This window comes from Faecalibacterium sp. i25-0019-C1 (assembly GCF_042854225.1).
Classification (GTDB): domain Bacteria; phylum Bacillota; class Clostridia; order Oscillospirales; family Ruminococcaceae; genus Faecalibacterium; species Faecalibacterium taiwanense.
Map to the genome: position 1 here is coordinate 1,554,487 of NZ_AP031428.1, position 26,625 is coordinate 1,581,111.

21 protein-coding genes are annotated in these 26,625 nt (G+C 58.4%); 2 read left to right on the forward strand and 19 right to left on the reverse strand.

Annotated elements, in window-relative coordinates; translation table 11 throughout:
• Positions 1–45: 45 nt before the first annotated feature.
• The 18 genes from ACGHUK_RS07710 to ACGHUK_RS07795 form a co-directional block, all read right to left on the reverse strand.
• The gene (locus ACGHUK_RS07710; protein WP_390573950.1) at positions 46–1,761 is read right to left on the reverse strand and encodes a PASTA domain-containing protein; all 1,716 of its coding nucleotides are present in this window, start codon (positions 1,759–1,761) and stop codon (positions 46–48) included.
• Between the two features lie 10 nt (positions 1,762–1,771).
• A complete protein-coding gene (locus tag ACGHUK_RS07715; RefSeq protein ID WP_097782215.1) occupies positions 1,772–2,995 on the reverse strand; it encodes a U32 family peptidase in 1,224 nt (407 codons plus the stop codon).
• A 14-nt stretch (positions 2,996–3,009) separates the two neighbouring features.
• The gene (mltG, locus tag ACGHUK_RS07720; protein ID WP_097782216.1) at positions 3,010–4,149 is read right to left on the reverse strand and encodes an endolytic transglycosylase MltG; all 1,140 of its coding nucleotides are present in this window, start codon (positions 4,147–4,149) and stop codon (positions 3,010–3,012) included.
• A gap of 18 nt (positions 4,150–4,167) precedes the next feature.
• Positions 4,168–4,983 (reverse strand): hypothetical protein, encoded by an 816-nt coding sequence (locus ACGHUK_RS07725; protein ID WP_154261022.1) that lies wholly within the window; start codon positions 4,981–4,983, stop codon positions 4,168–4,170.
• A gap of 28 nt (positions 4,984–5,011) precedes the next feature.
• Entirely contained in the window at positions 5,012–5,683 is a 672-nt protein-coding gene (locus ACGHUK_RS07730; RefSeq protein ID WP_390573953.1) for a dTMP kinase, read from the reverse strand.
• Positions 5,680–6,459: an FAD-dependent thymidylate synthase gene (thyX, locus tag ACGHUK_RS07735; RefSeq protein WP_298637568.1), complete on the reverse strand. Its 780-nt coding sequence runs from the start codon at positions 6,457–6,459 to the stop codon at positions 5,680–5,682. Before thyX ends, ACGHUK_RS07730 begins: the two co-directional genes overlap by 4 nt.
• A gap of 7 nt (positions 6,460–6,466) precedes the next feature.
• Complete coding sequence (locus ACGHUK_RS07740) at positions 6,467–9,145, reverse strand: ATP-dependent helicase (RefSeq protein ID WP_390573955.1); 2,679 nt, start codon at positions 9,143–9,145, stop codon at positions 6,467–6,469.
• Between the two features lie 403 nt (positions 9,146–9,548).
• A complete protein-coding gene (locus ACGHUK_RS07745) occupies positions 9,549–10,757 on the reverse strand; it encodes a sodium ion-translocating decarboxylase subunit beta (protein ID WP_154256136.1) in 1,209 nt (402 codons plus the stop codon).
• Between the two features lie 15 nt (positions 10,758–10,772).
• A complete protein-coding gene (locus ACGHUK_RS07750) occupies positions 10,773–11,132 on the reverse strand; it encodes an OadG family transporter subunit (RefSeq protein ID WP_097782221.1) in 360 nt (119 codons plus the stop codon).
• A 163-nt stretch (positions 11,133–11,295) separates the two neighbouring features.
• Entirely contained in the window at positions 11,296–12,321 is a 1,026-nt protein-coding gene (locus ACGHUK_RS07755) for a rod shape-determining protein (RefSeq protein WP_097775429.1), read from the reverse strand.
• A 249-nt stretch (positions 12,322–12,570) separates the two neighbouring features.
• Positions 12,571–14,793: an ATP-dependent RecD-like DNA helicase gene (locus ACGHUK_RS07760; protein WP_390573957.1), complete on the reverse strand. Its 2,223-nt coding sequence runs from the start codon at positions 14,791–14,793 to the stop codon at positions 12,571–12,573.
• A gap of 493 nt (positions 14,794–15,286) precedes the next feature.
• On the reverse strand, positions 15,287–16,660 hold the full coding sequence (locus ACGHUK_RS07765) for an MATE family efflux transporter (protein ID WP_371287740.1): 1,374 nt from the start codon (positions 16,658–16,660) through the stop codon (positions 15,287–15,289).
• A gap of 192 nt (positions 16,661–16,852) precedes the next feature.
• On the reverse strand, positions 16,853–17,635 hold the full coding sequence (locus ACGHUK_RS07770) for an amino acid ABC transporter ATP-binding protein (protein WP_390573959.1): 783 nt from the start codon (positions 17,633–17,635) through the stop codon (positions 16,853–16,855).
• 21 nt (positions 17,636–17,656) lie between these two features.
• A complete protein-coding gene (locus ACGHUK_RS07775) occupies positions 17,657–18,301 on the reverse strand; it encodes an amino acid ABC transporter permease (protein WP_005938622.1) in 645 nt (214 codons plus the stop codon).
• Positions 18,302–18,471: 170 nt separating this feature from the next.
• On the reverse strand, positions 18,472–19,311 hold the full coding sequence (locus tag ACGHUK_RS07780; RefSeq protein ID WP_390573961.1) for a transporter substrate-binding domain-containing protein: 840 nt from the start codon (positions 19,309–19,311) through the stop codon (positions 18,472–18,474).
• 231 nt (positions 19,312–19,542) lie between these two features.
• Positions 19,543–20,577 carry a hypothetical protein gene (locus ACGHUK_RS07785; protein ID WP_390573962.1) on the reverse strand — a complete coding sequence of 345 codons (1,035 nt, stop codon included), beginning with the start codon at positions 20,575–20,577 and terminating at the stop codon, positions 19,543–19,545.
• A 326-nt stretch (positions 20,578–20,903) separates the two neighbouring features.
• Positions 20,904–22,445: a cardiolipin synthase gene (gene cls / locus ACGHUK_RS07790; protein WP_390573964.1), complete on the reverse strand. Its 1,542-nt coding sequence runs from the start codon at positions 22,443–22,445 to the stop codon at positions 20,904–20,906.
• A gap of 135 nt (positions 22,446–22,580) precedes the next feature.
• Entirely contained in the window at positions 22,581–23,423 is an 843-nt protein-coding gene (locus ACGHUK_RS07795) for a DegV family protein (RefSeq protein ID WP_390573967.1), read from the reverse strand.
• 266 nt (positions 23,424–23,689) lie between these two features.
• On the opposite strand from ACGHUK_RS07795, the gene ACGHUK_RS07800 reads away from it, so the two are divergent.
• A complete protein-coding gene (locus tag ACGHUK_RS07800; RefSeq protein WP_390573968.1) occupies positions 23,690–24,238 on the forward strand; it encodes a DUF1836 domain-containing protein in 549 nt (182 codons plus the stop codon).
• A gap of 64 nt (positions 24,239–24,302) precedes the next feature.
• Here ACGHUK_RS07800 and prfB read toward each other — a convergent pair whose 3' ends face one another.
• Positions 24,303–25,424 (reverse strand): peptide chain release factor 2, encoded by a 1,122-nt coding sequence (prfB, locus tag ACGHUK_RS07805; RefSeq protein WP_097775423.1) that lies wholly within the window; start codon positions 25,422–25,424, stop codon positions 24,303–24,305.
• A 216-nt stretch (positions 25,425–25,640) separates the two neighbouring features.
• Here prfB and ACGHUK_RS07810 point away from each other — a divergent pair, with 216 nt between their 5' ends.
• Positions 25,641–26,615, forward strand: coding sequence for an RING finger protein (locus ACGHUK_RS07810; RefSeq protein ID WP_082210830.1), 975 nt, complete (start codon positions 25,641–25,643; stop codon positions 26,613–26,615).
• Positions 26,616–26,625: the final 10 nt, after the last annotated feature.

Sequence of the window (26,625 nt, forward strand, 5' to 3'; positions counted from 1 at the left end):
CAGAAGCGGGGGCCTTTGCAAGGCTCCCGCTTCTGCTTTTGTTTTTTAGTCTGTATTGTATTCCGGTTCCGTGGGGGTAGGATCTGTTGTTTCCGGAGGGGCCGGCTCTGTCGTGGTGGGTTCGGTAGCGGCGGGTTCCTCCGGTGTGACAGTGATCTGCACACTGGGGTCTGCCGCAATATACACGGTGATCACCGTGCCCACTTTCACCTTGGTGCCCGGCTCCTCGCTGGTACGCACCACGCAGCCGGATGCATAGGAGCCATCGTTCACCACCATAAAGCAGCTGGCCACAAGGCCCCTCGCTTCCAGTTCCTTTACCGCGCCATCCTGCGTAAAGCCGATGATATTGGGCATCTCGGCCATCTGCGGGCCTTTGCTCACCACCAGCTGTATGGTCTCCCCTGCCTTGAGCACAGTGTCCGCGCTCGGCTCCTGCTGGATGATCTGGCCCGCCGGGGCGGTATCGCTGTATTCCTCGGTGACGTAGAACAGATACATGCTGGTATATTCCCGGTTGTTCTGCACCTGCGTGTAGTCCATGCCAATAAAGTTCGGCACAAGGTTCTGCGGCACCATCACCTCGCTGCTGGCCGGTTCCGACTCCGCAGCCGACGCGGCAGGCCGGTGGATGTGCTGGCTCAGCACGCTCCACAGCGTGAGCAGAATGAGGATGGACAGCAGGATCACGATGCCCGCCAGCAGCGCTTTTAAGCTGAGCAGATGCTCCTTACGTTCCGGCTCCGGCTGGGCTGTGCGCACCGGAGTCTCCGGCTTCATGGTGCGGGTCAGCTCGGCGGTGTATTCCTTGGAAGAAAGGGCCTGATACAGCTGCGGCACGGTCTGGATGCGCTCCATGGGCCGCAGGCGCAGGCCCAGCTGCAGCACCTGCGAGACGTACAGCGGCAGGCTGCCGTTCACCGATTTTGCGCGTGGGTTGGAGTCTGCCACCATGCGCTGCGCTGCAGGCACCGGGGCCTGCCCGCACACCATGCGGTAGAACACGGCCGCAAGGCTGTATTCATCGGTATAGCGGCCCTCGAACTCTGCGGTGGAATACTGCTCCGGGGCGGAATAGCCTTCGTACAGCTGTTCGCGCAGGCCGCTGCCCGCCGTGCGCAGGCCCACCGTGGCATAGCCCGCCAGACGGCAGCGGTCGTTTTCCATCACGCGGATGTTCTCCGGGCAGATGCCGCGGTGCACCAGACCGATCTTGTGCATGGCGGCTACACCTTCAAACACCGGCTGCAGCATGGTGCAGGCATCGTCCGGGCGGATGGTGCCGGGGTGGTTTTCCAGCCACTGATCCAGCGGGGTGCCGCCCAGATTTTCCAGAATGGCGTAAACGCTGTTATTGGCTTCCACCACATCCAGCACGGCTTCCAGACCATTGGCCGGAGTGATGCGCTGGATGGAGCGGTACAGGTCCGCAAAATCCATGCGGGTGGTCTTGAACAGCACCTCACTGCCGGTCTTGGGCCGCAGGGTGCTTTCTGCCGTGCGCTCCGCCGTGAGGGTAATGGGCAGATATTCCTTGATGGTCACCCGGAAACGGCCCAGATTCTCTGCGCCGCGGTAGAGGATGCCCTCGCCGTCGATGCTCAGCATTTCCCCTACGGTGTAGCGCCCGGCCAGCACGGTGCCCACCGGCAGGGTGCCGCCGGGGTTGCGCCCGGCAAAGCTTTTGCCGCAGTGCGGGCAGCTTTGTGCTGCTCCGGGCAGCGGCTGCAGGCAGTATGGACACAGGCGTGTTGCTTCCATTGTGGTCTCCTTATACCGTTTTGCGCCGCAGCAGGCTCATGGGCGGCAGCTCCGGCGTGGGAATGGTGTATTTTTCCATGGCATGCGGGGTGCTCTCCACCCGCTCACCGGCTTCGTTTTCGATCCACTCAGGGTTCAGCGGAATGCTGCGGCCATCCGGGCAGAGGGCTTCCAGAGTGTCGCCCAGGCTCCACTTGCCGCGCTGCTGGCAGGAGGCAACGCCGTTCTCCCAGCCGTCCACCGTGCCCACAAACTCCCACTCGCGGATGTAAGTAGCGCTGTCGGTGGCCTGTCTGGCCTGCTCGCGGCCAAAGTAGAAGCCCGGCGAGTAGTGGCGGTGGCTGGTACGGGTAAGCTCCTCGTACACTTCAGCAGGCAGCTCAAAGTTGTCGTTGAGCGGGTCGGCCAGATAAGCGTCCAGCGCCCTGCGGTAGGCGGCGGTAACGCTTGCCACATAGTAGAAGGTCTTGGCACGGCCCTCGATCTTCAGGCTGTCCACACCTGCCTTGCAGATCAGGTCAAGGAAAGGCGCGGTGCACATATCATTGGCGTTGAGGATGTAGCTGCCGTTCTCGTTCTCGCCGATCTCGTACAGCTGGCCCGGACGGGTCTCCTCGCTGAGATAGTATTTCCAGCGGCAGGGCTGGGCACACTGGCCGCGGTTCGCGTCGCGGCCCGCCATGTAGTTGGAAAGCAGGCATCGGCCCGAAACGCTCATGCACATAGCACCGTGCACAAAGGCTTCAATCTCCAGCTCCGGCGGTGTTTTATCGCGCAGGATCGCAATATCCTGCAGGGACATCTCACGGGCCAGCACCACGCGCTTTGCGCCCATGTTGTAGGCGGCGCGAGCCGCAGCCCAGTTGGTGATGCCTGTCTGGGTGGACATGTGCACATCGATGTCCGGTGCAAAGGTCTTGCAGGCATCCAGCACACCAAGGTCTGCCACGATAAAGGCATCCACACCGGCCTTGGCTGCTTCCTTGATGGCCTCGGGCAGGCGGTCGGCTTCCTCGTTGGTGGGCAGGGTGTTCATGGTCAGGTAGACCTTGCGGCCACGGGCGTGAGCGTAGATGACACCCTCGGCCAACTGTTCCGGCGTAAAGTTGGCCGGAGCAGACCGCATTCCAAATTCAGGCAGGCCGCAGTAAACGGCATCGGCACCGTAGTTGATGGCATAGCGCAGGCGTTCCAGATCGCCTGCCGGGGCCAGCAGTTCCGGGATTTGCAGCATAGTTCAAATTCCTCTCATTTTTCCGTATTCACAGTTTTGTTCACTTGTGCTGCCTTCTGGCAGTTTGCGCTGTGTTCGCTCAGGGTGTGGGCATAATAATAGCTGCCCTTGAGGTCGGTCACAAAGAAATAGGCATCCTTGGCCTCCTCATTGGGCTGGGGGGCCAGCGCTGCCTTGATGGCCGCAATGCCAGGGTTCGAGATCGGCCCGGCAGGCAGGCCCTTGCAGCTGTAGGTATCATACGCAGCCACGATATTTTCCGGGATATTATCCCAGCCGCCATAGTAGGGTGCCACCCAGTTCCAGAGGTAATTGTTGTCACTGTCGCTCTGGATATAGCTGGAGGTGTTGCTCTGCAGGCGCGGGTAGGGCGAATCCGCAGCCAGACGGTTGTGGAACACCTGTGCCACGTTCGAGTCCTGACTGTTGCCTGCTTCCTCCTGCACAAAGGATGCCAGTGTGATCAGCTGGGGCAGGGTCATATCCTGCTTTTTAAGTTCTGCATACATCTCATCGGTGATCTGTGCATCGAACTGGGCATAGAAGGTGGCCACATAGTTGTGCACGGTGTCGTCCTTTAAGAATTCGTAGGTCTCCGGGAAGAGATAGCCCTCGCACTTCATAAAGCGGTCCGGCGCGTCGGCATCGTCCGGCACGTACTGCCAGAAGGTGTATTCGCTGAAATCGCCCTCGTTGGCTTCCTTCAAAAAGTCCTCCGCGCTGCACAGCCCGGCGGCTTCCATCTTCTGGGCAATGGCAATGGCCGTGGTTCCCTCTGGGACGGTCACGCGCACCGTTTCGGCCTTGGCGTAAGTGGACAGGACCGCAATAATGGCATCGTAAGAACAGGCGCTCTTCTGCAGGGTAAAATCGCCATACTGCAGCTTTGATGCCGCACCCTTTTGCCCCACATACCAGCGGAACAGATAGGCCGAGCGGATCACACCCGCATCCTTGAGCTTTTGCGCAATGACGGAAACGCCGCTGCCCTGCGGGATGCTCACCGTTACCTCCGTGCCGGGTCTGCCATTGCCGCTGATCTCGTTGTGCGCAAACAGCAGCGCCCCGCCAACGGCCAGCGCCAGCAGTACCACCAGCACCAGCAGGATCTTCCCTACACCGCCTTTTTTGCGGGTGTTTTTTTCGTGTGCCATAAGCACCTTCCTTTTATCTTAGTTTTCCAGCATCAGGCGCATGTAGCTTTCGGCTACATCAAAGGGTTCGGCATCAAAGCGGATCATGCCGTAGTCCTGCCGGGTGCCCTCGCCGAGGAACAGCGGCTGGGATGCGCCCACGGTAATGACCGCCTTTTCCACGATGACTTCCTTTTCGCGGGCGGCTTCCATCAGTACTTCGGCGGCGCGGTCATTGTCGGCCTGCAGCTCCACAAAGTAAAGCGTATCCTCCTTGCGGAAATAAATACCATAGCCGTGGGCGCTGGAAACGATGGTGGCACCGGAGGAGTACAGATCTCCCAGCACCACGGCCATGCGCTCCGGGGTCAGCTGCACGGTATCGGGCCAGAAGCGCTCCCGCAGCTCACACAGCTTTTTGGCGGTGACGGAATCAAACTCCGCCTGACTCCACAGGTTGCGTTCCACCTCGCGGGGAAGACAGCGCAGGGCGAAGGCCCATGCAAAGCCCTTATCCTGCAGCAGTGCGGCCTGCTCCGGGCTGGTGGGCACCGCCACTGTAAACCCTGCGCCGCGCAGCTTCTGCTGGGCACACAGATAGTCTACAAGGCCCGCCAGGATCAGGCTGCCCGCGCCGCACAGACCGTACAGGTAGGTGCCGCTGCGGCCCTGCAGCGTGACCGGCACAGCCAGCGCCACCGCGGCGATCTCGTCATTTTCCTCGGCCACATAGACGTTCTGCTCGCCTGCAAACTGCTCAATGGCCTTTTTGGCAAATTCTTCTGATTCATTGCGCTGGCTCTGCCATAAAGCCAGCACTGCCGGTTTATCTTCCGGCTGCATCAAACGATACATCTGTCAGGATGCCCCCTCTTATCGAAAATTATGTCAGCTGCTTCAACACGATCTCCTGCACTTCGGCCTGAATGTCTTCGATGCTGCGCATGTTGTCCCCGCTGGTGCAATGCACGACGGCCCAGCCAAGGTGCGCGGCACAATACTCGGCGGCGCAGCGGCTGCGGGCAAGATACTCGGTATCCTTCTCGTGCACATCCTTCCTGCTCTCGTCGCCGTGGTAACGCTGGGTCATAAGCTTCTGGCTCACGGCGGGGTCTACCTGTAAGTAGATCACCTCATCCGGCGCAGGCAGGCCCAGCAGATGGAATTCAAAATCAAACAGCCAGCCGAGAAAACTCTCCCACTGCTCCGGCGGCAGCTTGGAGCACTGGTGCACCGCGTTGGAGGTGGTGTAGCGGTCGGCAATGACGATGCCGCCATTCTCGTAAAAACTGCCCCAGTCCTTTTTGTAGCTGGCATAGCGGTCCACCGCATAAAAGCTGGAGGCTGCATAGGCGTTTACATCGTCCGGGTGCTGGCCGAACTGCCCTGCCAGATACATTTTTACAAGGGCGCTGGAGTCGCTCTCATAATTCGGGAAGGTGATCTCCCGCACAGAAAAGCCCTGCTCCTTTAAATGTGCTTCCAGCAGCTTTGCCTGCGTGGCCTTGCCGCTGCCGTCCAGCCCTTCCAGTACGATCAGTTTTCCCTTGCTCATGCTTCGGCACCTTCTTTGATCGCGGCATATTTTGCACGCACCTCGGCGGTTTTTCCGCAGCACATTTTTCCCTCCGGGCAGGGGCCGCTCACACAGGCCGGGCCGGACTTTGCAAAGATATGCGGTGCCACCGGGTACACCAGCTCAAACATTTTTTCGGCCAGCTCCCGGATCTCCCACTGGGCGCGGCTGCAGCAGCGCAGGTGGAAAAAGTTCTGCAGGCTGCGGGCATTCATGGTGACCACCATCTTGGTCTCGCAGGCGTTGGGCAGTACAAAGCGGGCATCCTCGTTGGCCTGCTTGCTGGCCTTGGCGCGGGCCTGCTTTTCCGGCATTCCCTCAGCCATCAGGCGGGCGGTGTGGCCTTCTTCCAGCTTGTGGGCAAGGTCGAGGTAGCGCTTTGCGTCCTCTTCCATGCTGGCAAGGAAAGCTTCCTTTGCTTCCGGGATAGCTTCGATCTCGGGCGGTACCACATAGCGGAAATCGTCCAGCCGCACATAGCGCTGGCTCTGCACACTGAAGGATGCAATACGGTGGCGGGTGATCTGCGCCAGCAAAGTGCGGCTGACCCCCTCGATGCCAAAGGTGAAGCTGGCATGTTCAATGGGGCTGGCATGGCCCAGATCGCTGAGCATGGTCAGGAACTTCGCGGTCTTTTCCTCGGTCAGGCCGTCCAGCAGGTCGGTGATGTGCGCATCGGAATAGCAGAGCTTTGCCGCTGCAGCCACCACCTTTTCCGGCTCCGGGGTATGTGCGATCAAACGAACAGTCATCATAAGTGTGTTATTCCTCCGCAGTGATTTTGGTCAGGGGCGCAAAATTGGCCATGGTCTTTTTGATGCCCACCTTTTCAAAGTTGATCTCCACGATCTGATCTCCGGCGGCAGGCTTCACAGCCACTACCTGACCGCGTCCGAACACCTTGTGCTCCACAAGATCGCCCGGCTCATAGTGTTTTGCGCCTTTTGCAGCGGTTTTTGCTGCCGGTGTGCCTGTAAAGGAGATTTGCTTTGCAGGTTTTTTCTGCGCTGTTCCGTCAGAATATGCAGAACTGTAACCAGAGCCATATCCCGTACCTGCGCCGCTGCGGCCATAGCCGGAACCATATCCGCTCTGGCTCTGGCCCCGGTTTGCATAGGCCGAGCCAAAGCCGCGGCCCTCGCCCGCGTTGTATTCGCGGTTCAGGTAGCCGCTGCGATTGCTATAGCCGCTTCCGTAGCCGCCCGAACCGTACCCACTGGCGCTGCGGCCCCATCCGGACGGCCCGGAGTAACCGGACGCACCACCGGGCACCGTATCACGATAGCTGTCACCCCAGCCGCCAAAGCGGGAGCGCTGTTCCAGTACCGGGCTGCGGGTCTCCTCGATATACTCCGGCTCGATCTCCCGCAAAAAGCGGCTCGGCTCGTTGCGCTGGGTGCGGCCATACAGCATCCGGGAAACGCTGTTGGAGATGTACAGCTCCTTCTTGGCGCGGGTGATGCCCACGTAGGCAAGGCGGCGCTCCTCTTCCAGATCAGCCTCGGAATACTTGCTCATCTCGCTGGGGAACACGCCCTCCTCCATGCCAATCAGGAACACATACGGAAATTCCAGACCCTTGGCGGAGTGGATGGTCATGAGCACCACCTGATCGGCGCTCTCGTTATAGCTGTCGATATCGCTGATGAGGGCGATATCTTCCAGATAGCCTTCCAGCGTGGCTTCCTCGCCGTGCTGGTCGCAGTAGTTCTTGACGTTGTTGACCAGCTGACCAAGGTTCTGCAGGCGGTCAGCCGCATCCTCGTGGCCCTTGGCTGCATCGGCTTCCAGCATGGCCTTATAGCCGGTCAGCTCGATCACATCGGCTGCAAACTCGTCCAGCGTGCGGATCTCCAAAGAATCCTGCAGGCGCTGATAGATCTGCCAGAACTTGAGCAGCGGCATTACGGCGCGGCTGAGCTTTGCATATTGGTCGGCATGGCCGATGATGTCCAGCATGCTCACACCCTCCTGCGCGGCCAGATCGGCAATCACCTCCACGGTGGTGGCACCGATCTTGCGGGCAGGCTCGTTGATGATGCGGCGCAGGCGCACATCATCGCGGGGGTTCGCCACGATGGACATGTAGGAATGGATATCCTTGACCTCTTTGCGGTCGTTGAAGCGCTGGCCGCCCACGATCTTGTGGGGGATGCCTGCACGGGTAAAGTAGCTTTCGATGGGGGCCGATTGGGCGTTCATGCGGTAGAGGATGGCGTGGTCGGCCAGATGTCCGCCCTCTTTCAGGTGCTGGCCGATCACATCCGCGATGTGGCTGGCCTCGTCCTGCTCGTTCTCGGCGGTGTACACCTGCACCTTGTCGCCCTCGCCATTGCTGGTCCACAGGGTCTTGCCCTTGCGCTCGGTGTTGTGCTGAATGACACAGTTCGCAGCGTTCAGGATATTGGACGTAGAGCGGTAGTTTTGTTCCAGACGGATGGTCTTGGTGCCCGGGTAAATGCGCTCGAAATTAAGGATGTTCTCAATGGTAGCGCCGCGGAAGCGGTAGATGCTCTGGTCATCATCGCCCACCACGCAGATGTTCTTTTCCGGGCCGGTGAGGAGGCTCACCAGACGGAACTGCGCCACACTGGTGTCCTGATACTCGTCCACCAGCAGATAGCGGTATTTGTTCTGGTAGAAATCCCGCACATCCTTGTGCTCGGCCAGCAGCTGCACAGTCTGGTAGATCAGGTCGTCAAAGTCGAATGCTCCGGCTTCCTTCAGGCGCTTTTCGTAGGCCGCGTAGATGCGGGCCGTCAGCGCGCCTTTGGTATCTTTTGCGGGGCTGGCAAGGGCCTGTTCCGGGCTGACAAGCTGATCCTTCCATCGGCTCATCTGGTTGATCGCAGCCTTGATGGGCAGGAACTTATCGTCCACATTCAGGTCTTTGTAGACAGCCTTCATCACGCGCTGGGAATCATCGGTATCGTAGATGGTAAAGCTGCGCGGGTAGCCGATCTCCTCCGCCCAGCGGCGCAGGATGCGTACACAGGCCGAGTGGAAGGTGGAAGCGAACACTTCATCGCCCTCCTCGCCGCCCAGCATCCGGCGCAGACGTTCCTTCAGCTCCCCTGCTGCCTTGTTGGTAAAGGTAATGGCCATCACGTTCCAGCTGCGCACAGCGTTCTGGCGCAGCATCCCGTCCAGCCAGCTGGGGGCGGCAGTGCCGGTCATGATGGCGTTGCGCAGAGCCTTGATATCGTCCTCCGTGGCCGGGCGCGGTGTCTGTTTGGAGCCGTGGGCCGAGCCGAACCGGATGAGGTTTGCAATGCGGTTTACCAGCACGGTGGTCTTGCCGCTGCCTGCACCAGCAAGGATGAGCAGCGGGCCATCGGTGGTGAACACTGCCTGCCGCTGCATATCGTTCAGGCGGCCAAACTGTTTTTCGATATAGGTATCGCGCAGAGCGCAGAATTCCTGTGTGAGATCTGTTGCCATGGTTTCCCCTGTTCCTTTTATGTTTATACTATCAAAATACAGTATACCACATTTCAAAACGATTGAGAATAGCCGCCGCGTTCGCTCTGGCTATTTTCAGCGGAAAAAATATTTTTATAATTTGTAACTCCGAAAAGCCTGCGGTCTTTTCGGAGTTACTTTTTCACGAAAGAGGTCGTAGAGAAAAATTGCATCTGATAAAACAGCAGCCGTTTTTCGTTACGGCCTTTTTGTGAAAATGTGTTTGGAGCAGCCCGCAGGCTGCGACAAACACGAAATAAATAATATAATTTCCTTATTTTATGCCCAAAGCAAACGCGGCGGGCATTTCAAATCGTAAAACAAAAACCGCCCGGCAGCTCTTGCGAACCGACGGGCGGAAAAAATGCTTTTCAGAAAGCGCTTAGCTGAAAATGTTGATCAGGATACCAGCAGCAACGGCAGAACCGATAACACCGGCCACGTTGGGGCCCATTGCGTGCATCAGCAGGAAGTTGGAGGGATTCTCGCTCTGGCCAACCTTCTGGGAAACGCGAGCGGCCATAGGCACAGCGGAAACGCCTGCGGAACCGATCAGCGGGTTCACCTGACCGCCGGTCAGCACATACATCAGCTTGCCGAACAGCACACCTGCGGCAGTGCCGAAGGAGAATGCGATCAGGCCCAGCACGATGATGAACAGGGTGCGGGTGTTCAGGAAGGTGTTTGCAGAGGTGGTGCAGCCAACGGACAGTGCCAGGAAGATGGTGATAATGTTCATCAGCTCATTGCCGGCAGTCTTCTGGATACGATCCACAACGCCGCACTCCTTCATCAGGTTGCCCAGCATCAGCATACCCACCAGAACAGCGGCATCCGGAACGATCAGGGAAACGATGATGGTGACCATGATGGGGAAGATGACCCTCTCGGTCTTGGAGACGGTGCGCAGCTGCTTCATCACGACGGTACGTTCCTTCTTGGTGGTCAGTGCCTTCATGATGGGCGGCTGGATAACAGGCACCAGCGCCATGTAACTGTAGGCCGCCACAGCGATGGAGCCCAGCAGCTCAGGTGCCAGACGGGAGGTAACGAAGATAGCGGTAGGACCGTCTGCACCGCCGATGATGGCGATAGCAGCGGACTGCTTCTGGGTGAAGTCCACCAGACCGGTAGCGGTCAGCAGACGAGCGCCCATGTAAGTACCGAAGATGCCGAACTGAGCGGCAGCGCCCAGCAGCAGGCTCTTGGGGTTGGAGATCAGGGGTGCGAAGTCGGTCATGGTGCCGATGCCCAGGAAGATCAGCGGCGGGTAGATGCCCAGCTTAACGCCCATGTAGAGCATATCGGCCAGACCACCGTTGTTCAGGATCTCCACCCACATGGGGTGTTCCAGACCGTCACCGACGAAATATTGCATGTGGATAACGCCGCTGCCGGGCAGGTTTGCCAGGATCATGCCGAATGCCATGGGCAGCAGGATCAGCGGCTCAAACTCTTTGACGATGGCCAGGTACAGCAAAAAGCAGCCCACGCAGATCATAACTGCGTACAGGTAGCCGCCCGGCTCGCCAAACTTCGCAAAGCCGGAGCTTTGGAAAATACCGACCAGAGTATCAATAAACTGTGTCATGCTCTTCCTCCTCTGTTAAAACGGTGCGGTGGTGTCGTTTACACCCGCATTGCCCCAGCCGTTCTTGCTGCGGCGCACAGCCTTGAGGGTGTACTTGCCGTTGCCCATTGCATGGATTGCTGCCATAATGGCGGCGATCACATCACCGGGAATGCCCTCTTCCACCTGAGGAGCGGGAGCAGCTGCGGCCTGCTGCACGGGTGCAGCGGGCTGTACAGCGGGAGCCTTGGCGGCTTCCTTGGCAGCCTTCTTCTTTGCGTTCATCGAATCGAAGATCTTGCCTTCCAGCGTGATAATCGCCATCAGCAGGATAAGGATCAAGAACACCAGTACGATGCCGGTAATGGTAACGACCACGTCAAAACCTAAATCCATGGTTTTCCTCCTGTTTCTTGTATACTGCGTCCGATACAAGATCGTCAGCAGAAAATCAATTTGGGTACATTATACCTTATTTTCCAATTTATTTCAACAAAAATAGATATTTTTTCTTTTTGGCGCTTTTGTTCAGATTCATGGATAAATGGTGCAGCTTTGATTATCTGCGGCCAATGCGGGGCGTTGCATCCAAAAAGCCGGTTTCCAGCTTGTCGTTCAGGCCAAGGCTCATGGCAGTGCCCAGTGCCACACAGTTGACGGGATCGGGCGAAACCGTCACCTCCACCTTCAGCTCTTCGCTCAGGTATTCGGTAAGGCCGTGCAGCTGTGCACCGCCGCCGGTCAGCATGACACCATTGCGGAAGATATCTCCTGCCAGTTCCGGAGGGGTTTTTTCCAGCACCTGATGGGCCGCGGTGCCGATCTGCTCGCTGAGCATCATGACCGGTTCGTACAGGTCGTCAGTGGAAACATTCACACGCACCGGCAGGCCGGTGAGCAGGCTGCGGCCCTTGATCTCCATGGTCTCGTGGAAATCAGTCTTCTGGGGGCAGCAGGCCACGTTCTTTTTCAGCTCTTCGGCGGTGCGCTGGCCAATGGCAACGCTGTACTTGTTGCGCACGAACTTGAGGATCTCTTCGTCGTAGTGGTTGCCGGCCACGCGCACGCTGGTGGCCTTGACCTTGCCGCCCAGAGAAAGCACTGCAATATCGGTGGTGCCGCCGCCGATATCAATGATCATGCGGCCCTCCGGCTGGGTGATGTCGATGCCGGAGCCAAGGGCAGCGGCAATGGGTTCGTCGATCAGGTACACCTGACGGGCACCAGCGGCCACCACAGCCTCCACCACGGCATCGCTTTCAATGCCGGTAATGGCGGCGGGCACACAGACGGCCACGCGGGGCTTGACCATGTGGGAGCTGTACACCTGCTTGACAAAACGGCAGATCAGCTCACGGGTCATGGTGTGGTCGCTGATCACACCGTCCTTCAGCGGGAAGATGGCAGAAATATAGTTCGGGGTGCGGCCCACCATAGCAAGGGCCTTATCGCCTGCTTCCAGCACGGTCTTCTTGCGGGTATCCATTGCCACAACGCTGGGCTGGTTGAGCACAACGCCCTTGCCCTCCTGCGCAATGATAATGGTAGTGGTACCAAGATCGATACCGATATCGTTCTGTGCCATAAGTTCTTTTTTCCTTTCTCTGGTTCCTCTATCGAAACAACGGCCTGTTGATGCAGGCCGGAAATCATACCAACTTACAGTATAGCATAGTTTCCGTAAAAAGTATACCGGTTTTGAGCTCCTTCCGTCTGCTCACTTTGTTCGCATCCACCACCCTCCCAGAGGGAGGCTTTGGCAGTGCAGAAAGCTTTTCCTCTTCGCCAGAGGCTCCCTCTCCGAGGGAGCTGTCACCGAAGGTGACGGAAGGAGTTATTCTGTTTCCGTCTGTTCCGGCGGCAGCTCTGCCTGCAAAAGATAGGCAAGGCCGCTGTAGCGCAGGTTCTGGCGGATGTTGCCCATCATGCGGTTCACAACGTCCCTGCGGCCCGCCACAATGCACAACTTCCGTGCACGGGTAACGCCGGTGTAGAACAGGTTGCGGTAGCACAGCCGCGGCGGCACCTGCGCCACCGGCAGGATCACCGCCGGGAACTCGCTGCCCTGACTTTTGTGTACCGTGATGGCATAGGCGATCTCCAGCTCGCCCAGGTTCTCTGCCGGGTAGACCAGCCGCTTATCATCCATGCGCACCACCATGGAGCGATCCCGCGTGTTGATGCTCTCCACAATGCCGATGTCGCCATTGTAGGCACCCACGCCCTGCTCCCCGCCAATGCGATTCCAGATGATCTCGTAATTATTGCGCACCTGCATCACCTTATCGCCCACGCGGAACACCCGGGCGGCGCTTTGCAGCTGGGGCTTGCCCGTCTGTTCCGGGTTCAGCAGGTTCTGCAGTTCCACATTCAGTGCCTGTGTGCCGGTAGGGCCAAGCTTGGTGGGGCACAGCACCTGAATGTCCCGGATCGGATCGAAGCCGTAGCTGCGCGGCAGGCGGGTGGTGACCAGATCACACACCAACCGCTGGGCCGCATCGCCGTCCGATTCCAAAAAGAAGAAGTCGTCGGTCTTACCGCCCTTCTGCAGCGGTTCACCCGAGATGATGTGGTGGGCGTTCTCCACGATCAGGCTGCGCTTTGCCTGCCGGAAGATCTCGTTCAGGCACACGGTGGGCACCAGCCCGGAGCGGATGATCTCGCCCAGAATATTGCCGGGGCCGACGCTGGGCAGCTGGTCGGCATCACCTACCATGATAATGCGGCAGCTGTAGCGCAGCGCTGCGATCAGGGCCTGAAACAGCTTCACATCCACCATGCTCATTTCGTCCAGAATGACCACATCACACTTGAGCAGGTTCTTGTCGTTGTGGATAAAGCTGACCACGCCGCCGGTGTAGTCCACCTCCAAAAGACGGTGGATGGTGCTGGCCTTGCGGCCGGTCAGCTCACTCAGCCGTTTAGCCGCGCGGCCGGTGGGCGCACACAGGGCCACCCGTTCCGCCTGATCTTCCAGCAGCTGCAGAATGGCGTTAACGGTGGTGGTCTTGCCGGTGCCGGGGCCGCCGGTGAGCACAAGGCAGTTCTCGGTCATGGCTTTGCGGATGGCTTCCTTCTGCAGGGGCGCATAGGCAAAGCCCTGCGTCAGTTCCAGAATTTGAATGTTTTTATCCAGCCCGTGGGCGGTATTCTTGCCCCGTTTTGTCAGCATGGCAAGCCGGGCAGCAATGTCCTCCTCGGCTTCCAGCAGGTCGGGCAGATAAATATACGGTGTGCCGTCAAACAGCTTCACCCGCAGTTCTTCGGTGCGGATGCACTCGTCCAGCGCAGCAGCCAGCTTTTCCGGCGGCTGATGGATAAAATTGGATGCCGTTTCCAGCAGCTGGGTGCGCGGCAGGCAGGTGTGGCCGTTGCCCGCGTTGTGGCGCAGGGTGCGCAGCAGGGCCGCTTCCAGCCGCTGGGCGCAGTCGCCTTCCATGTGGTAATACTGGGCAATGCTGTCCGCGTGGCGGAAATCCAGCTGCAGCGGTTCGCCGCAGAGCAGATAGGGATTTGCCGCAATGGCCTGCATGGCCCCGGGGCCGAAGGTACGGAACACCTCCATCGCGCGGCGCGGGCTGATCTCGAACTGCGCCAGATAGGCGATCAGCTCCCGCATCCCAAACATCCGCTTGAACTCCTGCTGGATGCGGTCGGCCTTGTCCGCCGAGATGCCGGGCACCTGCGTGAGCCGGGCCGGGTCGTTGGCGATCACCTCAAGCGCCTGGGCACCGAACAGGTCGATGATCTTATCCGCCGTCTTGGCCCCGATGTACGGCAGTGACCGGCTGGCAAGGAAGGCGTACACCGCTTCCAGATCCTTGGGCATGTCGGTCTCGCACTCCTGTGCGTGGAACTGGCGGCCATAGGTGGCGTGGTTCTCGTAGCGGCCGCGGCAGACCACGCTTTCGCCCGCGTGCAGTTCACCCACAATGCCGCACACCACTGTGACCACACCGCCGCCGGACACCTCGAACACCATATAGCCGTTGTCGGTGTTCTCGTAGATGATGTCCTCCACGGTGCCCTCGATCTGTTCCAGCTGCTGCTCTGCCATGCGCTCACCTCCTGCCAAATTACACAATCATAAGCAGTATAACGCTTTTGGCGGGATTTGTAAATCATCCGGGCAGACTGCAGTGCAGCTCTACCGTGGAGAAATATCCGACAAACTTCCAATTTAACAACCCATCTACGTCATAAATTCGATGTTTGTCAACTTGACAAAGTTCGGACATTTGGCAAAGTTGGAACTTTCTCAGAACAAAGCAACCTTGTCACATTGACAAAGTTGCTTTTTAATCGTCATATCGTTCAAAATCAGTAACTTTCTCAGATAACGCTCCCACAGTAGCACCTGATAAAGTTCCCTGAAACCAAGGGCTGGGAGTTTCTTCAGCGAATGTCCGGGAAGTGGGGCCCCGTGCGTAAGCACAGGGGCGGAACCGTGGGTTCCGGGCTGTTCGCGGAGAAAGCTCCCAGCACGCGGCCTACTCTACAGCCCAAACAGCAAAAAAGCTCCCCTTTGCAGGAGAGCTTGCGAACATTTTTTAAGCGTTTGCGGTGCGGGCATCGTGTTCCTTCTCGATGTCCTTTTCCTTCTGCAGGCGTTTGCGCACCACAAAGTAGGCCGGAATGAGGAAGAAGCAGGCAAAGAACCATGCCACCGGGCTTGCGATGCAGGCCGCAAAGTAGCCCCACAGCGGCACGAACCAGAAGCCCACCATGGCGCGGGCGATCATCTCGGCCACACCGGCAAACATGGCAAGGCCGGAGAAGCCCAGACCCTGAATGGTGTAGCGGTAGATAATGAGCACCGCCAGCGGGATGTAGAATACGCTGTTCCAGAAGATAAAGCTCTGGGCATTGGCCATGATGGCGGTCTCGCTGGCATCCAGGAACAGGCCGATAAGCAGCTTATCCGTCACGCGCAGGATGAGGAAGGACGCAATGCTGTACACGCAGCCGATGCCGAGGGCGGTGTACACACCCCGGTCCACACGGTCCAGGTCCTTTGCGCCCATATTCTGGCTGGCATAGGTGGTCATCGCTGTGCCGATACTCTCCAGCGGCACGCACAGGAACTGCGCCGCCTTGCCGCCGGCGGTCTGCGCGGCCACGATGTCGCTGCCCAGACCGTTCACCGCACCCTGCAGCACCACGCTGCCAATGGCCGTAATGCTGCACTGCAGGCCCATGGGAATGCCCATACTGCACAGCTTTGCGCAGTGGGTCAGGCTGAAACAGCCCTCTTCCCTGCTCCAGCGCAGCTCCGGGTAGTGGCGCAGGATGTACAAAAGACTGCCCAGACCCGCCACAGCCTGACTGACCACAGTGGCAAATGCCGCACCGAATGCCCCCATATGGAACATGATGATGCACACCAGATCCAGCCCGATGTTCAAAAAGCTTGCCACCAGCAGGAAATACAGCGGGCGCTTGCTGTCGCCCAGCGCACGCATCAGCGCGCTGGTCACATTATAAAGCAGGGTGAAGGGGATGCCTGCAAAAATGGTGCGGATATAGATATCCGCAAGGTCGATGATGTTTTCCGGGGTGTTCGTCCACACCAGCACCGAGCGGGTCAGCGCCACAGTGACAATGGTCAGCACCACCGCAAAGAAGATGGAAAGCCACACGGTGTTGGCAGTGTAGCGGCGCATCTCCTTGTAGTCCTTTGCGCCGAAAGTCCACGAGATGGGGATGGAAAAGCCGCAGGCGATGCCGTTCACAAAGCCCAGCACCAGATAGTTCAAACCGCCCACGCTGCCCACAGCGGCCAGCGCTTCCACGCCCACAAAGCGGCCCACGATGATGGTATCGGCCAGATTGTAGAACTGCTGGAACAAGCTGCCCAGCATCAGCGGCACCGCAAATGCAAGGATCAGCTTGAGCGGACTGCCTTGGGTCATATCCTTTGTCATAGTATAAAATCCTCCTGCCACACTGGGAACCGGCTTGATGTCGTGATTTTTGCCGTGAAAAACGCCCTGCCGGAAAGGGGCAGGACGTCGTGTACATTCATGAATGATATTATAGTGGAGTGACGCAGGATTTACAAGATTTGCATTGCATCAACATTTCCAAATTTTTGCCGCAAGAATTGGTGATTTTGCTTATTCTCCGTAATGCGAAAGGAACTGTTTGGTGCGCTCCTCCTGCGGGTGCTCAATGAGCTGCTTGGCGGGGCCTTCCTCCACCACCACGCCGCCATCCATGAACATGATGCGGTCGGCCACGTCACGGGCAAAGTGCATCTCGTGGGTGACGATGATCATGGTGGTCTTGCGGTCGGCAAGGTCGCGCAGGACGCGCAGCACCTCGCCGGTCAGCTCCGGGTCGAGGGCCGAGGTCGGCTCGTCGAAGCAGAGAATGTCCGGGTGCAGAGCCAGTGCGCGGGCAATGGCCACGCGCTGCTGCTGACCGCCGGAAAGCTGGTGCGGGTAGTGGCCTGCCCGGGCAGATAGGCCCATCTGGGCCAGAAGTTCCTGTGCCTGCTGTTCCAGCTCGGCATGGATGGCCTTTTTGTTCGCCTTGTAGTCCGGGCGCTCCTTCGCCAGCAGTTCACCCGCCAGCATTACGTTCTGCAGGGCGGTGTACTGCGGGAAGAGGTTGAAGTTCTGGAATACCAAACCAAAGTGCAGCCGCTTTTTGCGGATCTCGCTCTCGCGCTGGGTGGCGGGGTCGGCAGCGTCCCACATGGTCTCGCCGTTCACCTTGATGATGCCGGTGTCCGGCCGTTCCAGAAAGTTCAGGCAGCGCAGCAGGGTGGTCTTACCGGAGCCGGACGAGCCGATGATCGCCAGCGCTTCGCCCTGCTCAAGGTTCAGCGAAATATCTTTGAGCACCTTGGTCTCGCCAAAGTTTTTGCCGATGCCGGAGGCTTCAAGCAGTGCCATGATCCAATTTTCTCCCTTTCATCAGCGGAAATAATCCAGTTTTTTTTCGGCCCAGCCAAACAGCAGGGTGAGTGCACCCACGAACACCAGGAAGAAGATGGCAGTGGAGAACAGCGGCCAGATCAAGCCCTTTGCGCTGTACTCCTTGGCCATCATGATGATCTCCTTGTTGGCAATGGTGTTTGCCAGCGAGGTATCCTTGACGAGGGTGATCACCTCATTGCCCATGGGGGCCAGAATGCGCTTGACCACCTGCAGCAGCGTCACCTTGAAGAAGATCTGGGTCTTGGTCATGCCCAGCACCTGACCGGCCTCGGTCTGGCCCTTGGGAACGGCTTCGATGCCGCCGCGGTAGATCTCGGAGAAGTAGCAGGCGTAATTGATGGCAAAGGCCACCACCGCCGCCACCATGCGTCCGCCGGAGCCGGAGGGCCACGGGTTATTCATGCCCAGCAGGCCGGGGCCAAGGTAGATCACGATGATCTGCAGCATCAGCGGCGTGCCGCGGATGACCCACACAAAGGTCTTTACCGCGCCGGAAAGCGGCTTACACCGGCTCATGGAGCCGAAAGCCACCACCAGACCCAGCGGCAGCGCAAACAGCAGGGTCAGAGCGAACAGCTCACAGTTGAGCAGAAACGCGCCGGAAAGGCGACTCAGAATCACAGACACAAGAACACACCCATCAATCCGTTTTTTGAACTCCTCCCGTCACCTTCGGTGACAGCTCCCTCAATGAGGGAGCCTCACGCATGTCGGCAACAAAAAGCCTCCCTCACCGAGGGAGGTGGCATCGCGCAGCGATGACGGAAGGAGTAATTACATTCTTATAGAACTCAGTCGGCCAGAGCCAGATCGTACTTGTCGGCCAGAGCCTGCATGGTGCCGTCAGCCTTCAGCTCGTCAAAGGCGGCATCCGCAGCTGCGGCGGCATCGCTGCCCTTGCGGAAGGCCACGCCGTACTCTTCAGCGTTCAGCTCGTCCACGATCTTCAGGCTTGCATAGTCGGTGCCCTCACCGATCATGGCGTTGGCCAGAGTCAGATCCAGCACAGCGGCATCAGCAGTGCCTGCGGCAACTTCCATCAGGCAGTCGGTCTGCACGCCCTTGGAGACGTAATCGGCCTGTGCAAGGTTCTCGTCGCCCTCAATGGCGGCTTCACCGGCAGAGCCAGCCTCGGCAACCACGGTCTTGCCCACCAGATCCGCAGTGGAGCTGTAGTCGGTGCCGTCCTTCACGACCACGACCTGTGCGTTCTTGGCGTAGGCCTTGGTGGTTGCGGCGTTGGCCATGATGTCATCGGTCAGGGTCATACCGTTCCAGATGCAGTCGATGCTCTTGGCATCCAGCTCCACCACCTTGGTATCCCAGTTGATCTCCACGAACTCCGGCTCGACCCCCAGCTTTTCGCACACGGCAGTTGCCAGCTCGGTATCAAAACCGGTAAAGTTGCCGTCGGCATCGGTGTAGTTCATCGGCTCATAGACGGTGTAGCCAATGACCATCTTGCCCTTTTCCTTGATGTAGTCCAGATCGCTGGCTGCGGTCTCGGAGGCGGCTGCGCTCCCGGATGCAGAGGCAGAAGATGCCACGGTGGAAGTGGATGCGGCACCGCCGCAGGCGGCAAGGCTCAGTGCCATGGCACCAGCCAGAAAAGCAGAGACAAGACGTTTCATAAAAGGTTCCTCCCCTTTTTGTTGCCCAAATGTGTTCCCTCTCGGTTTAGCATTTTATCATGCTAAAGTGTTAAACTGTGACTATAGAATAGCGCGTTTGCAGCCATTTGGCAAGAGGAAATGCAAAAGTTAGTGCAGTTCGTCTTTTTCAAGGCTTTTCTGTGCCAATTCTTTGGTCTGGTTGCACAAAGAAAAGAGGAAAAGCTTTGCGCCTTTCCTCTTTTCTCCGCTTTACTCTTCCGCAAACGCTGCCAGCGCAGCCTTCTGCAGCTCCGTCACCGAGATGGTGCACAGTGCCGCAAGGTCGGCATCCGAACCATCGTCCGGGATGCCTGCGATCTCAGTACGGGTCTTGCCCTTCAGGTAATCGCACCAGCCCTCGCTGTGCTCGTACCATTCCTTGCCCAGACTGGATGCCCCGCGCATCCCGTAGCTGTCGCCCAGTTCCACCTTGGTTTTGACCATCTCCGGTGCCGACACCGTACCATCCGCGCCCACGGTAAGGGCAGGCTCTGCCACATCCGCCACTGCACCGGTCACACGGCCGTCAGCATCCAGCGTCAGGGCTGCCACTGTGATGTCCACCTGCGCGGTCACATCGTGGTCATCGTCGGCGGTCAGTTCCTTGGTGTCATTGCGCACTGACACGCCCAGCACAGCGCGGTCGCCGCGGGCCGAGCCGACTGCCTTTGCATTCTCGCAGGCGCGCACCACAGCATCCCGATAGCCGTCCACCGCAATGGTGCAGGTGGAGAGCAGGTCAGCATCCTTCGGCTTGCCGTCATCGTCGGTGGCAAGCTTCTTCACCTCATCCGGGGTTTTGCCGGTAAGATAATTGCCAAAGGCATCCGCCTGCTCTGCCCAGCCCTTTTTCAGCGAGGACACCGCCGCCAGCGGGTAATCATCGCCCTTCTGGCGCTTGGTGCGATTGTCGGTGGGCATCGTCACCTTGCCGGTGCTGTCCCCCGTGACCGAGATCTCCACCTCGTCCAGCATCACATCTGCCACCCTGCCCTCGGCATCCAGCAGAACGGCAGCTGCGATGGTATCGATCTTGCCCGCGCGTTCCTGATCAGACGCTTCGGTCAGGATGCCAAGGCCGGTGCGGTATGCAGCGTTCTGGCCCGCCTGCCCCGTCTGCGATGAGCTGCCGCCCATGCTCGTGCTCATGCTGCCGGAGGAACCGGAATCGCTTCGGCTGCAGGCGGTCAGGGCCAGAGCTGCCGCCAGCGTGCAGCCCAGGATCATGCGAGGTATCTTTTTCATTATAATAAAACGCTCCCTTTCCTGCCCCCATCGTAAAGGGGCTTTTGGGCTAGTTTACCCGGAAAAGGAACGTTTTATGAAACGGAACTCCTTCCGTCTGCTCACTTCGTTCGCATCCACCTGTTCCCCTTTTTGTCACTTACGTGACATCTGTTCCTCTCTTTGTCACCTGTGGTGACATTTCTCCCCGGCGCGGGGAGAATCTGTCCCGGCCGGGGGAAGTCTGTCTCCCGGAGGGAGGCTTTGGCAGTGCAGAAAGCTTTTCTTCTTCGCCAGAGGCTCCCTCTCCGAGGGAGCTGTCACCGGAGGTGACTGAGGGAGTTTCTTTACATCAAGGGGCTCAGCAGCCGCAGCACACTGTCCAGCACCGTGCCGGGCAGGCTGGTGCGGCATTCCGTCACCTGTATCTCGCGGCACTGCGGCAGCGTGGCCCGTACATCGTCCCGCAGAACTGCCACCTGACTGTTCTTTTGCAGCAGTACACCGCACTCAAAGTGTAGGAACAGGCTGCGGTAGTCCATGTTGATGCTGCCCACTACGGCAGTTACATCGTCGCTTACCCAGCACTTGGCATGCAGAAAGCCGGGCGTATATTCGTAAATGCGTACACCTGCCCTCAAAAGCGGCAGATAGTACGACCGGCTCAGCCGGAACACCAGCTTTTTGTCCGGGATGCCCGGCAGCACCAGCCGGATGTCCACCCCGCGCTTGGCCGCGTTTTTCAGTGCGTCCAGCATTTCCTCGCCCACGGCAAGGTAGGGCGTGTAGATATAAACGTACCGCTGTGCCTGCGCAAGGATGTTCAGGTACACCGTCTCGGCCATCGGTTCCTCGTCCAGCGGGCTGTCCGCGTAGGGCTGCACGATGCCGTCCGATACCGGCGGCACCAGCGGCATGGGGCGAAATGCATCATAATCCGTCTCGCTGGGGCGGAAGGCGTTCCAGAAGTTGAGGAACATCACCGTAAAGTTCCACGCGGCATCGCCTTCCACACGCAGGGCTGCATCCTTCCAGTAGCCAAAGCGCTGCTCCGCATTGATATACTCATCTGCCAGATTCACGCCGCCGGTGTAGGCCACCGTACCGTCAATGACTACGATCTTGCGGTGGTCGCGGTGGTTCATCACCAGCGAGAGCAGCGGCACCACCGGGTTGAACGGGATGCAGCGGATGTGCGCCCGCTCCATGCGCACGATGAAATCGGCGGGCAGACCCAGCAGACTGCCAAAATCATCGTAGATCAGGCGCACATCCACGCCCTGCGCAGCCTTGCGGCGCAGGATCTTTTCAATGCCGTTCCACATGCAGCCGTGGCTCACGATGAAAAATTCCAGAAAGATGCTCTTTTCAGCCTTTTCCAGATCGGCCAGCAGCTGCGGATACATGGCTTCGCCGCAGGCAAAATACTGCGTGCGAGTGTTCTGCCACGCCGGATAGGGGCCGTACTTTGCCACATATCGGCTCTGCCCCTGCTCGCGGGCATCCAGACCTTCCAGCACACCCGGCTCCTGTACAAGGTCTTTTTTGTGGGCATCCTCCACCGCCTGCATTTTCAGGCGCAGACGCTTGGCCGGGCGTTTGTTGCCAAAGGCCAGATACAGCGCACCGCCCAGCAGCGGAAGAATGCCGATCAGCGCGATCCAGCCCACCTTGTAGGCGCTGTTCTCATCCTTGCGCACAAGGTACAGGACGATGAGCAGGCTCAGTGCGTTGAGCAGGCCGTTCACCCACACGCGGCCCGTGCCGGTGGTGATGGCAAACGCCACCCAGCACAGCCACAGCAGCTGCAATGCCACCAATGCAACCGTGATAGTGACGCGGTTCAGAATGCGGCTGAAAAAGCGCACGACCGGTGAACGAAAAAGCATGGGCCTGCCCTCCTTTCCCATTTATAATTATGTGTAAGTATAGCGCGGTTTTACAACTTTTTCAAGTTTTGCGCTGTTCAAAAAAAAGCAAGCCAGACCCGCAGGCCCGGCTTGCTTGCAATATCAAAAACTCTTTTACTCTGTTTTTCCGTCCTCATAGCCCACCATCAGGCCGCCCTGCTCAGCGTAGTAGCTGCACAGGCCGCCGCACTCGGCCACATCCACCTGCGCCCCTGCAAACACCGCGTGGATCATCAGCTTCAGGCGCTTGGCAGCTTCCGGGTTATCACAGTGGGCAATGTGCACTTTACCATCGGTAAAGCCGTGATCCTTCAATTCCAGCACGATGCGCTCCAGTGCACCGTGCTCGCCGCGGGTCTTGCACAGCACCTCCAGCTCGCCGCTCTCACTGGCCTGACCAATGACCCGGATGCCCAGCATCCGTGCCACAGCGGCAACAGCAGGCTTCACACGGCCATTGCGGGCCAGATTGGCCAGCGATTCCAACGAAAACAGCAGATGTGTGTGCTTGTGGTAAGCCAAGATCGCCTCGCAGATCTCGTCAAACTCCATCCCGATCCGGACGAGATCCCGCAGACGCTCTGCCAGCAGACGCAGCTCCGGCCCGGCGGACAGGCTGTCCAGAACAAAAACACGGGCCTCCGGGTGCGTTTCCTTGTATTCTTCCGCTGCCAGCAGTGCAGCATTGTAGCTGCCGGACAGTGTGCCCGTGATGGTGGCAACAAAGATCTGCTCCGCACCCTCATAAGCAGCCAGCCAGTCTGCCACATTGGGGCAGGAGGTGCTGGTCTTGCCCTTGTAAGTACGCAGAGACCGGGCCATGTCCACAGCATCCAGAGTACCGTCATCCAGATATTCCTGTTCATCCGTGACGATCTTCAACGGCACACAGGCAAAATCCACGCCCGGCAGGGCATACAGGCTGGACGAAGAATCCACAACGATCTTGGTTTTCATAAAATGCACGCTCCAAATCTATTTTGTGATAGCAGGTCATTTTTTATTTTCCGTGCCTTACACGCACTTCTGCCTGCATGGTTTTTCGGTTCACTGCAGACATCATAGCAGTTTTTCAAAAACCTGTCAAGGGATTTTGTACATTCTTTCAAAAGTTTTAAAAATCCGTTGACCAGAGAACCGATTTGCGCTATAATACCGCCAGAAAACCATTTTCTGTATCCCGCGCAGCCCTGCTGCACCAACCTTAGAAAACTGCTTACGATATGAAAACTGAAACCAAATGCCGCGTTGCGGCCTGCGCCGCCGGGTTTGCCCTGCCCCGGTACGCCGATCTCCCGCAGATGGGGCTTTATCTTGACCAGACCGTGCAGTACGTCAACAGCTATTTCCGCACCTTCTGCGGCGTGGAGCTCACCTCTTCCATGGTCAGCAACTACGTTAAAAAGGGCATTCTGTCCCACCCGGTGCGCAAGAAGTACGCCCGCGATCAGATCGCATCCCTGATGTACATTGCAGTCTCCAAGACCGTTCTTTCGATGGAAAATATCGATGCCCTGTTCAAAATGCAGCGGGCGCACTGTTCCGCCGGGGCAGCTTACGACTACTTCTGCGACGAGATGGAAAACTGCCTGCCGTTCGTATTCGGCTGCACCAGGGAGATCCGCGACCCTGCCGTGGATGCCGCAGATGAAAAGCTGCTTCTGCGCAGCACGATCCTTGCAGCGGCAAACAAAATGTACTTGGACTGCTGCTTCAACGCCCTGCGGCAGGAGGAAAATCTCTGGGACACCATTCTGCCCGATCTGGCGTAAGAGCACAAAAAAGGCCGTGCCTCCATAAAAGGAAGCACGGCCTTTGCATTTTATACGTTCAAGATCAGGTATCCTGCAGTTCCCCGCGGCTTGCAGCCTTGAGGTATGCGAAGATGAAACCGTCCAGATCGCCGTCCATCACGGCATCCACATTGCCGGTCTCGTAGTTGGTGCGGTGATCCTTGACCATGGTGTAGGGCATGAACACATAGCTGCGGATCTGGTGACCCCATGCGATCTCGTTCTGCACGCCCTTGATGTCGTCGATCTTATCCATGTGCTGCTGCTTTGCGATCTGATACAGCTTTGCCTTCAGCATTTCCATGGCGTAGTCACGGTTCTGGAACTGGCTGCGCTGAGTCTGGCAGCTGACCACGACGCCGGTGGGCTTGTGGATCAGACGCACAGCGGAAGAAGTCTTGTTGATGTGCTGGCCGCCTGCACCGGAGGAACGGTACACCTGCATCTCAATGTCCTCGGGGCGGATATCCACCTGAATGGTGTTATCCAGCTCGGGCATCACTTCCAGCGAAGCAAAGCTGGTCTGGCGGCGGGCGTTGGCGTCAAAGGGCGACACGCGCACCAGACGGTGCACACCGTTCTCGCTCTTGAGCAGGCCGTAGGCGTTGGCACCCTTCACCATCATGGAGGCGCTCTTCATGCCGGCTTCATCACCGTCCTGATAATCCAGAACCTCCACGGTCATGCCGTGGTTGGAAGCCCACTTGTTGTACATGCGGTACAGCATTTCGGCCCAATCCTGTGCCTCGGTGCCGCCGGTACCGGCATGGAAGGTCAGGATGGCGTTGCTGTGGTCGTACTCACCGTTCAGCATGGTCATCAGCTGCAGCTCATCCACTGCCTTGCCCACAGCGTTCACAGACTCCTCTGCTTCGGGGATCATGGCGGGGTCGTATTCTTCATCCAGCATTTCCAGCATGGTCTCGGCATCATCGTACAGGCCCTGCAGCTTTTCAAAGCGGCTCAGCTTGCCCTTCAGGTCGCCCACTTCGTCAAAGACCTTCTTGCTCAGGTCTGCATCATCATAAAAGCCGGGGCGGCTCATGGTGTGCTCCAGCTCCTGCACGCGCTTGCGGGAGGCATCAATGGCAAGGGCTTCTTCCAAGTCCTTGACCGCCTTGCCGTAATCGGCAAGCTGCACCTTCAGTTCGTCAATCGTGATCATTCTCTAAATCCCTCTCGAAATGATAAATAAGATAAAGTCCTTTGTACTTGCCAAAAGACACAGTTTATACACAGATACTTCATTAGTATACCGAGAATCTATGCTAAAGTAAAGGGGTAAATGGATTATCCTGCTGGAATTTTGAAGATTTTCACCTTTTCTTTTCTCTTTCAGGGGAGTATAATACCAGTATGAACCATACAACAGGAGGAAATCATGCCGAAATATTATGGCTGTCCCTGTGAAGGCTGCGGCAGACCGCTGGCGCTGACCGATGATATCGTGGTCTGCCCGGACTGCGGCGCACCCTATCACCGCGAGTGCTACGAAAAGCTTGGCCGCTGCATCCACACCCCCGCCCATGGCGCGGGCTATGAATGGACGTTCCCGTACAAAGACGATGCTCTGCGCACCTGCCCCAGCTGCGGTGAGCGCACCCTGCGCACCGAAGAGCGCTGCCGCTGCTGCGGTGCCGTTCTTCCGCCGGAGAGCCAGTGCCCGGAGCCGCCCACCCAGAGCCAGCCCGGCACCGACGCAGACGGACGCTTTGATTACAACGACCTTTACCGCCAGTATCAGCAGACGGTGGAGGAGCCCACCCGCCGTAACGTGCAGGCGGCCTTTGGCAAGGAAGAGCTGATCGACGGCATCCCTTACAGCGACTGGAACGATTATATTGGCAAGGCCGCGCCCGTCTACCTGAACGATTACAGCCGGATGCAGCTGCAGCACACCAAAATTTCCATGTGCTTCTCGGCGCTGGTGTTCGGCCCGTTCTATTTCTTCTACCGCAAAGCGTGGAAGCCGGCCTTTGGTTTTCTGGCCGCAGAGCTGGTGGTGGCCCTGCCCACCCTGCTGAGCATGATGCAGGCCACCGGCAGTCCGCTCACTGCGGGCATCAGCAGCACTGCCATCGTCGTGCTTTCCCGCATTATGACAGTGTTCAGCTTTGCACTGGTGATGCTGCGCACCCTGTACGCCAAGTGGCTGTACCGCAAAAGCGCAGCCGAGCGCATCCGCCGCATCCGTGCTGAGTTCCCGGACGCTGCCCAGCGCCGTGCGGTCCTGTCTGCGCAGGGCGGCGTGAGCATCGCCGGTGTGATCGGTGCCTTTGTACTGCTGATGGTGCTGGGTGCCTGCGCTACCGTGCTGATGGGTCCGAATCTGGACGCTTTGGCCGGGATGCTCTGATCTGCAATGC

Excerpts from the sequence above, each read along its gene's own strand:
- ACGHUK_RS07760 (WP_390573957.1), bottom strand. The coding sequence starts at position 14,793 with ATGGCAGAGCAGCAGCTGGAACAGATCGAGGGCACCGTGGAGGACATC.
- ACGHUK_RS07785 (WP_390573962.1), bottom strand. The coding sequence starts at position 20,577 with ATGAAAAAGATACCTCGCATGATCCTGGGCTGCACGCTGGCGGCAGCT.
- ACGHUK_RS07730 (WP_390573953.1), bottom strand. The coding sequence starts at position 5,683 with ATGAGCAAGGGAAAACTGATCGTACTGGAAGGGCTGGACGGCAGCGGC.
- ACGHUK_RS07795 (WP_390573967.1), bottom strand. The coding sequence starts at position 23,423 with ATGAAAACCAAGATCGTTGTGGATTCTTCGTCCAGCCTGTATGCCCTG.
- ACGHUK_RS07710 (WP_390573950.1), bottom strand. The coding sequence starts at position 1,761 with ATGGAAGCAACACGCCTGTGTCCATACTGCCTGCAGCCGCTGCCCGGA.
- ACGHUK_RS07765 (WP_371287740.1), bottom strand. The coding sequence starts at position 16,660 with ATGACAAAGGATATGACCCAAGGCAGTCCGCTCAAGCTGATCCTTGCA.
- ACGHUK_RS07780 (WP_390573961.1), bottom strand. The coding sequence starts at position 19,311 with ATGAAACGTCTTGTCTCTGCTTTTCTGGCTGGTGCCATGGCACTGAGC.
- thyX (WP_298637568.1), bottom strand. The coding sequence starts at position 6,459 with ATGATGACTGTTCGTTTGATCGCACATACCCCGGAGCCGGAAAAGGTG.
- ACGHUK_RS07800 (WP_390573968.1), top strand. The coding sequence starts at position 23,690 with ATGAAAACTGAAACCAAATGCCGCGTTGCGGCCTGCGCCGCCGGGTTT.
- ACGHUK_RS07725 (WP_154261022.1), bottom strand. The coding sequence starts at position 4,983 with ATGTATCGTTTGATGCAGCCGGAAGATAAACCGGCAGTGCTGGCTTTA.
- ACGHUK_RS07810 (WP_082210830.1), top strand. The coding sequence starts at position 25,641 with ATGCCGAAATATTATGGCTGTCCCTGTGAAGGCTGCGGCAGACCGCTG.
- prfB (WP_097775423.1), bottom strand. The coding sequence starts at position 25,424 with ATGATCACGATTGACGAACTGAAGGTGCAGCTTGCCGATTACGGCAAG.
- ACGHUK_RS07755 (WP_097775429.1), bottom strand. The coding sequence starts at position 12,321 with ATGGCACAGAACGATATCGGTATCGATCTTGGTACCACTACCATTATC.
- ACGHUK_RS07750 (WP_097782221.1), bottom strand. The coding sequence starts at position 11,132 with ATGGATTTAGGTTTTGACGTGGTCGTTACCATTACCGGCATCGTACTG.
- ACGHUK_RS07740 (WP_390573955.1), bottom strand. The coding sequence starts at position 9,145 with ATGGCAACAGATCTCACACAGGAATTCTGCGCTCTGCGCGATACCTAT.
- ACGHUK_RS07770 (WP_390573959.1), bottom strand. The coding sequence starts at position 17,635 with ATGGCACTGCTTGAAGCCTCCGGCATCGGCAAAAACTTTGGCGAGACC.
- cls (WP_390573964.1), bottom strand. The coding sequence starts at position 22,445 with ATGCTTTTTCGTTCACCGGTCGTGCGCTTTTTCAGCCGCATTCTGAAC.
- ACGHUK_RS07745 (WP_154256136.1), bottom strand. The coding sequence starts at position 10,757 with ATGACACAGTTTATTGATACTCTGGTCGGTATTTTCCAAAGCTCCGGC.
- ACGHUK_RS07715 (WP_097782215.1), bottom strand. The coding sequence starts at position 2,995 with ATGCTGCAAATCCCGGAACTGCTGGCCCCGGCAGGCGATCTGGAACGC.
- mltG (WP_097782216.1), bottom strand. The coding sequence starts at position 4,149 with ATGGCACACGAAAAAAACACCCGCAAAAAAGGCGGTGTAGGGAAGATC.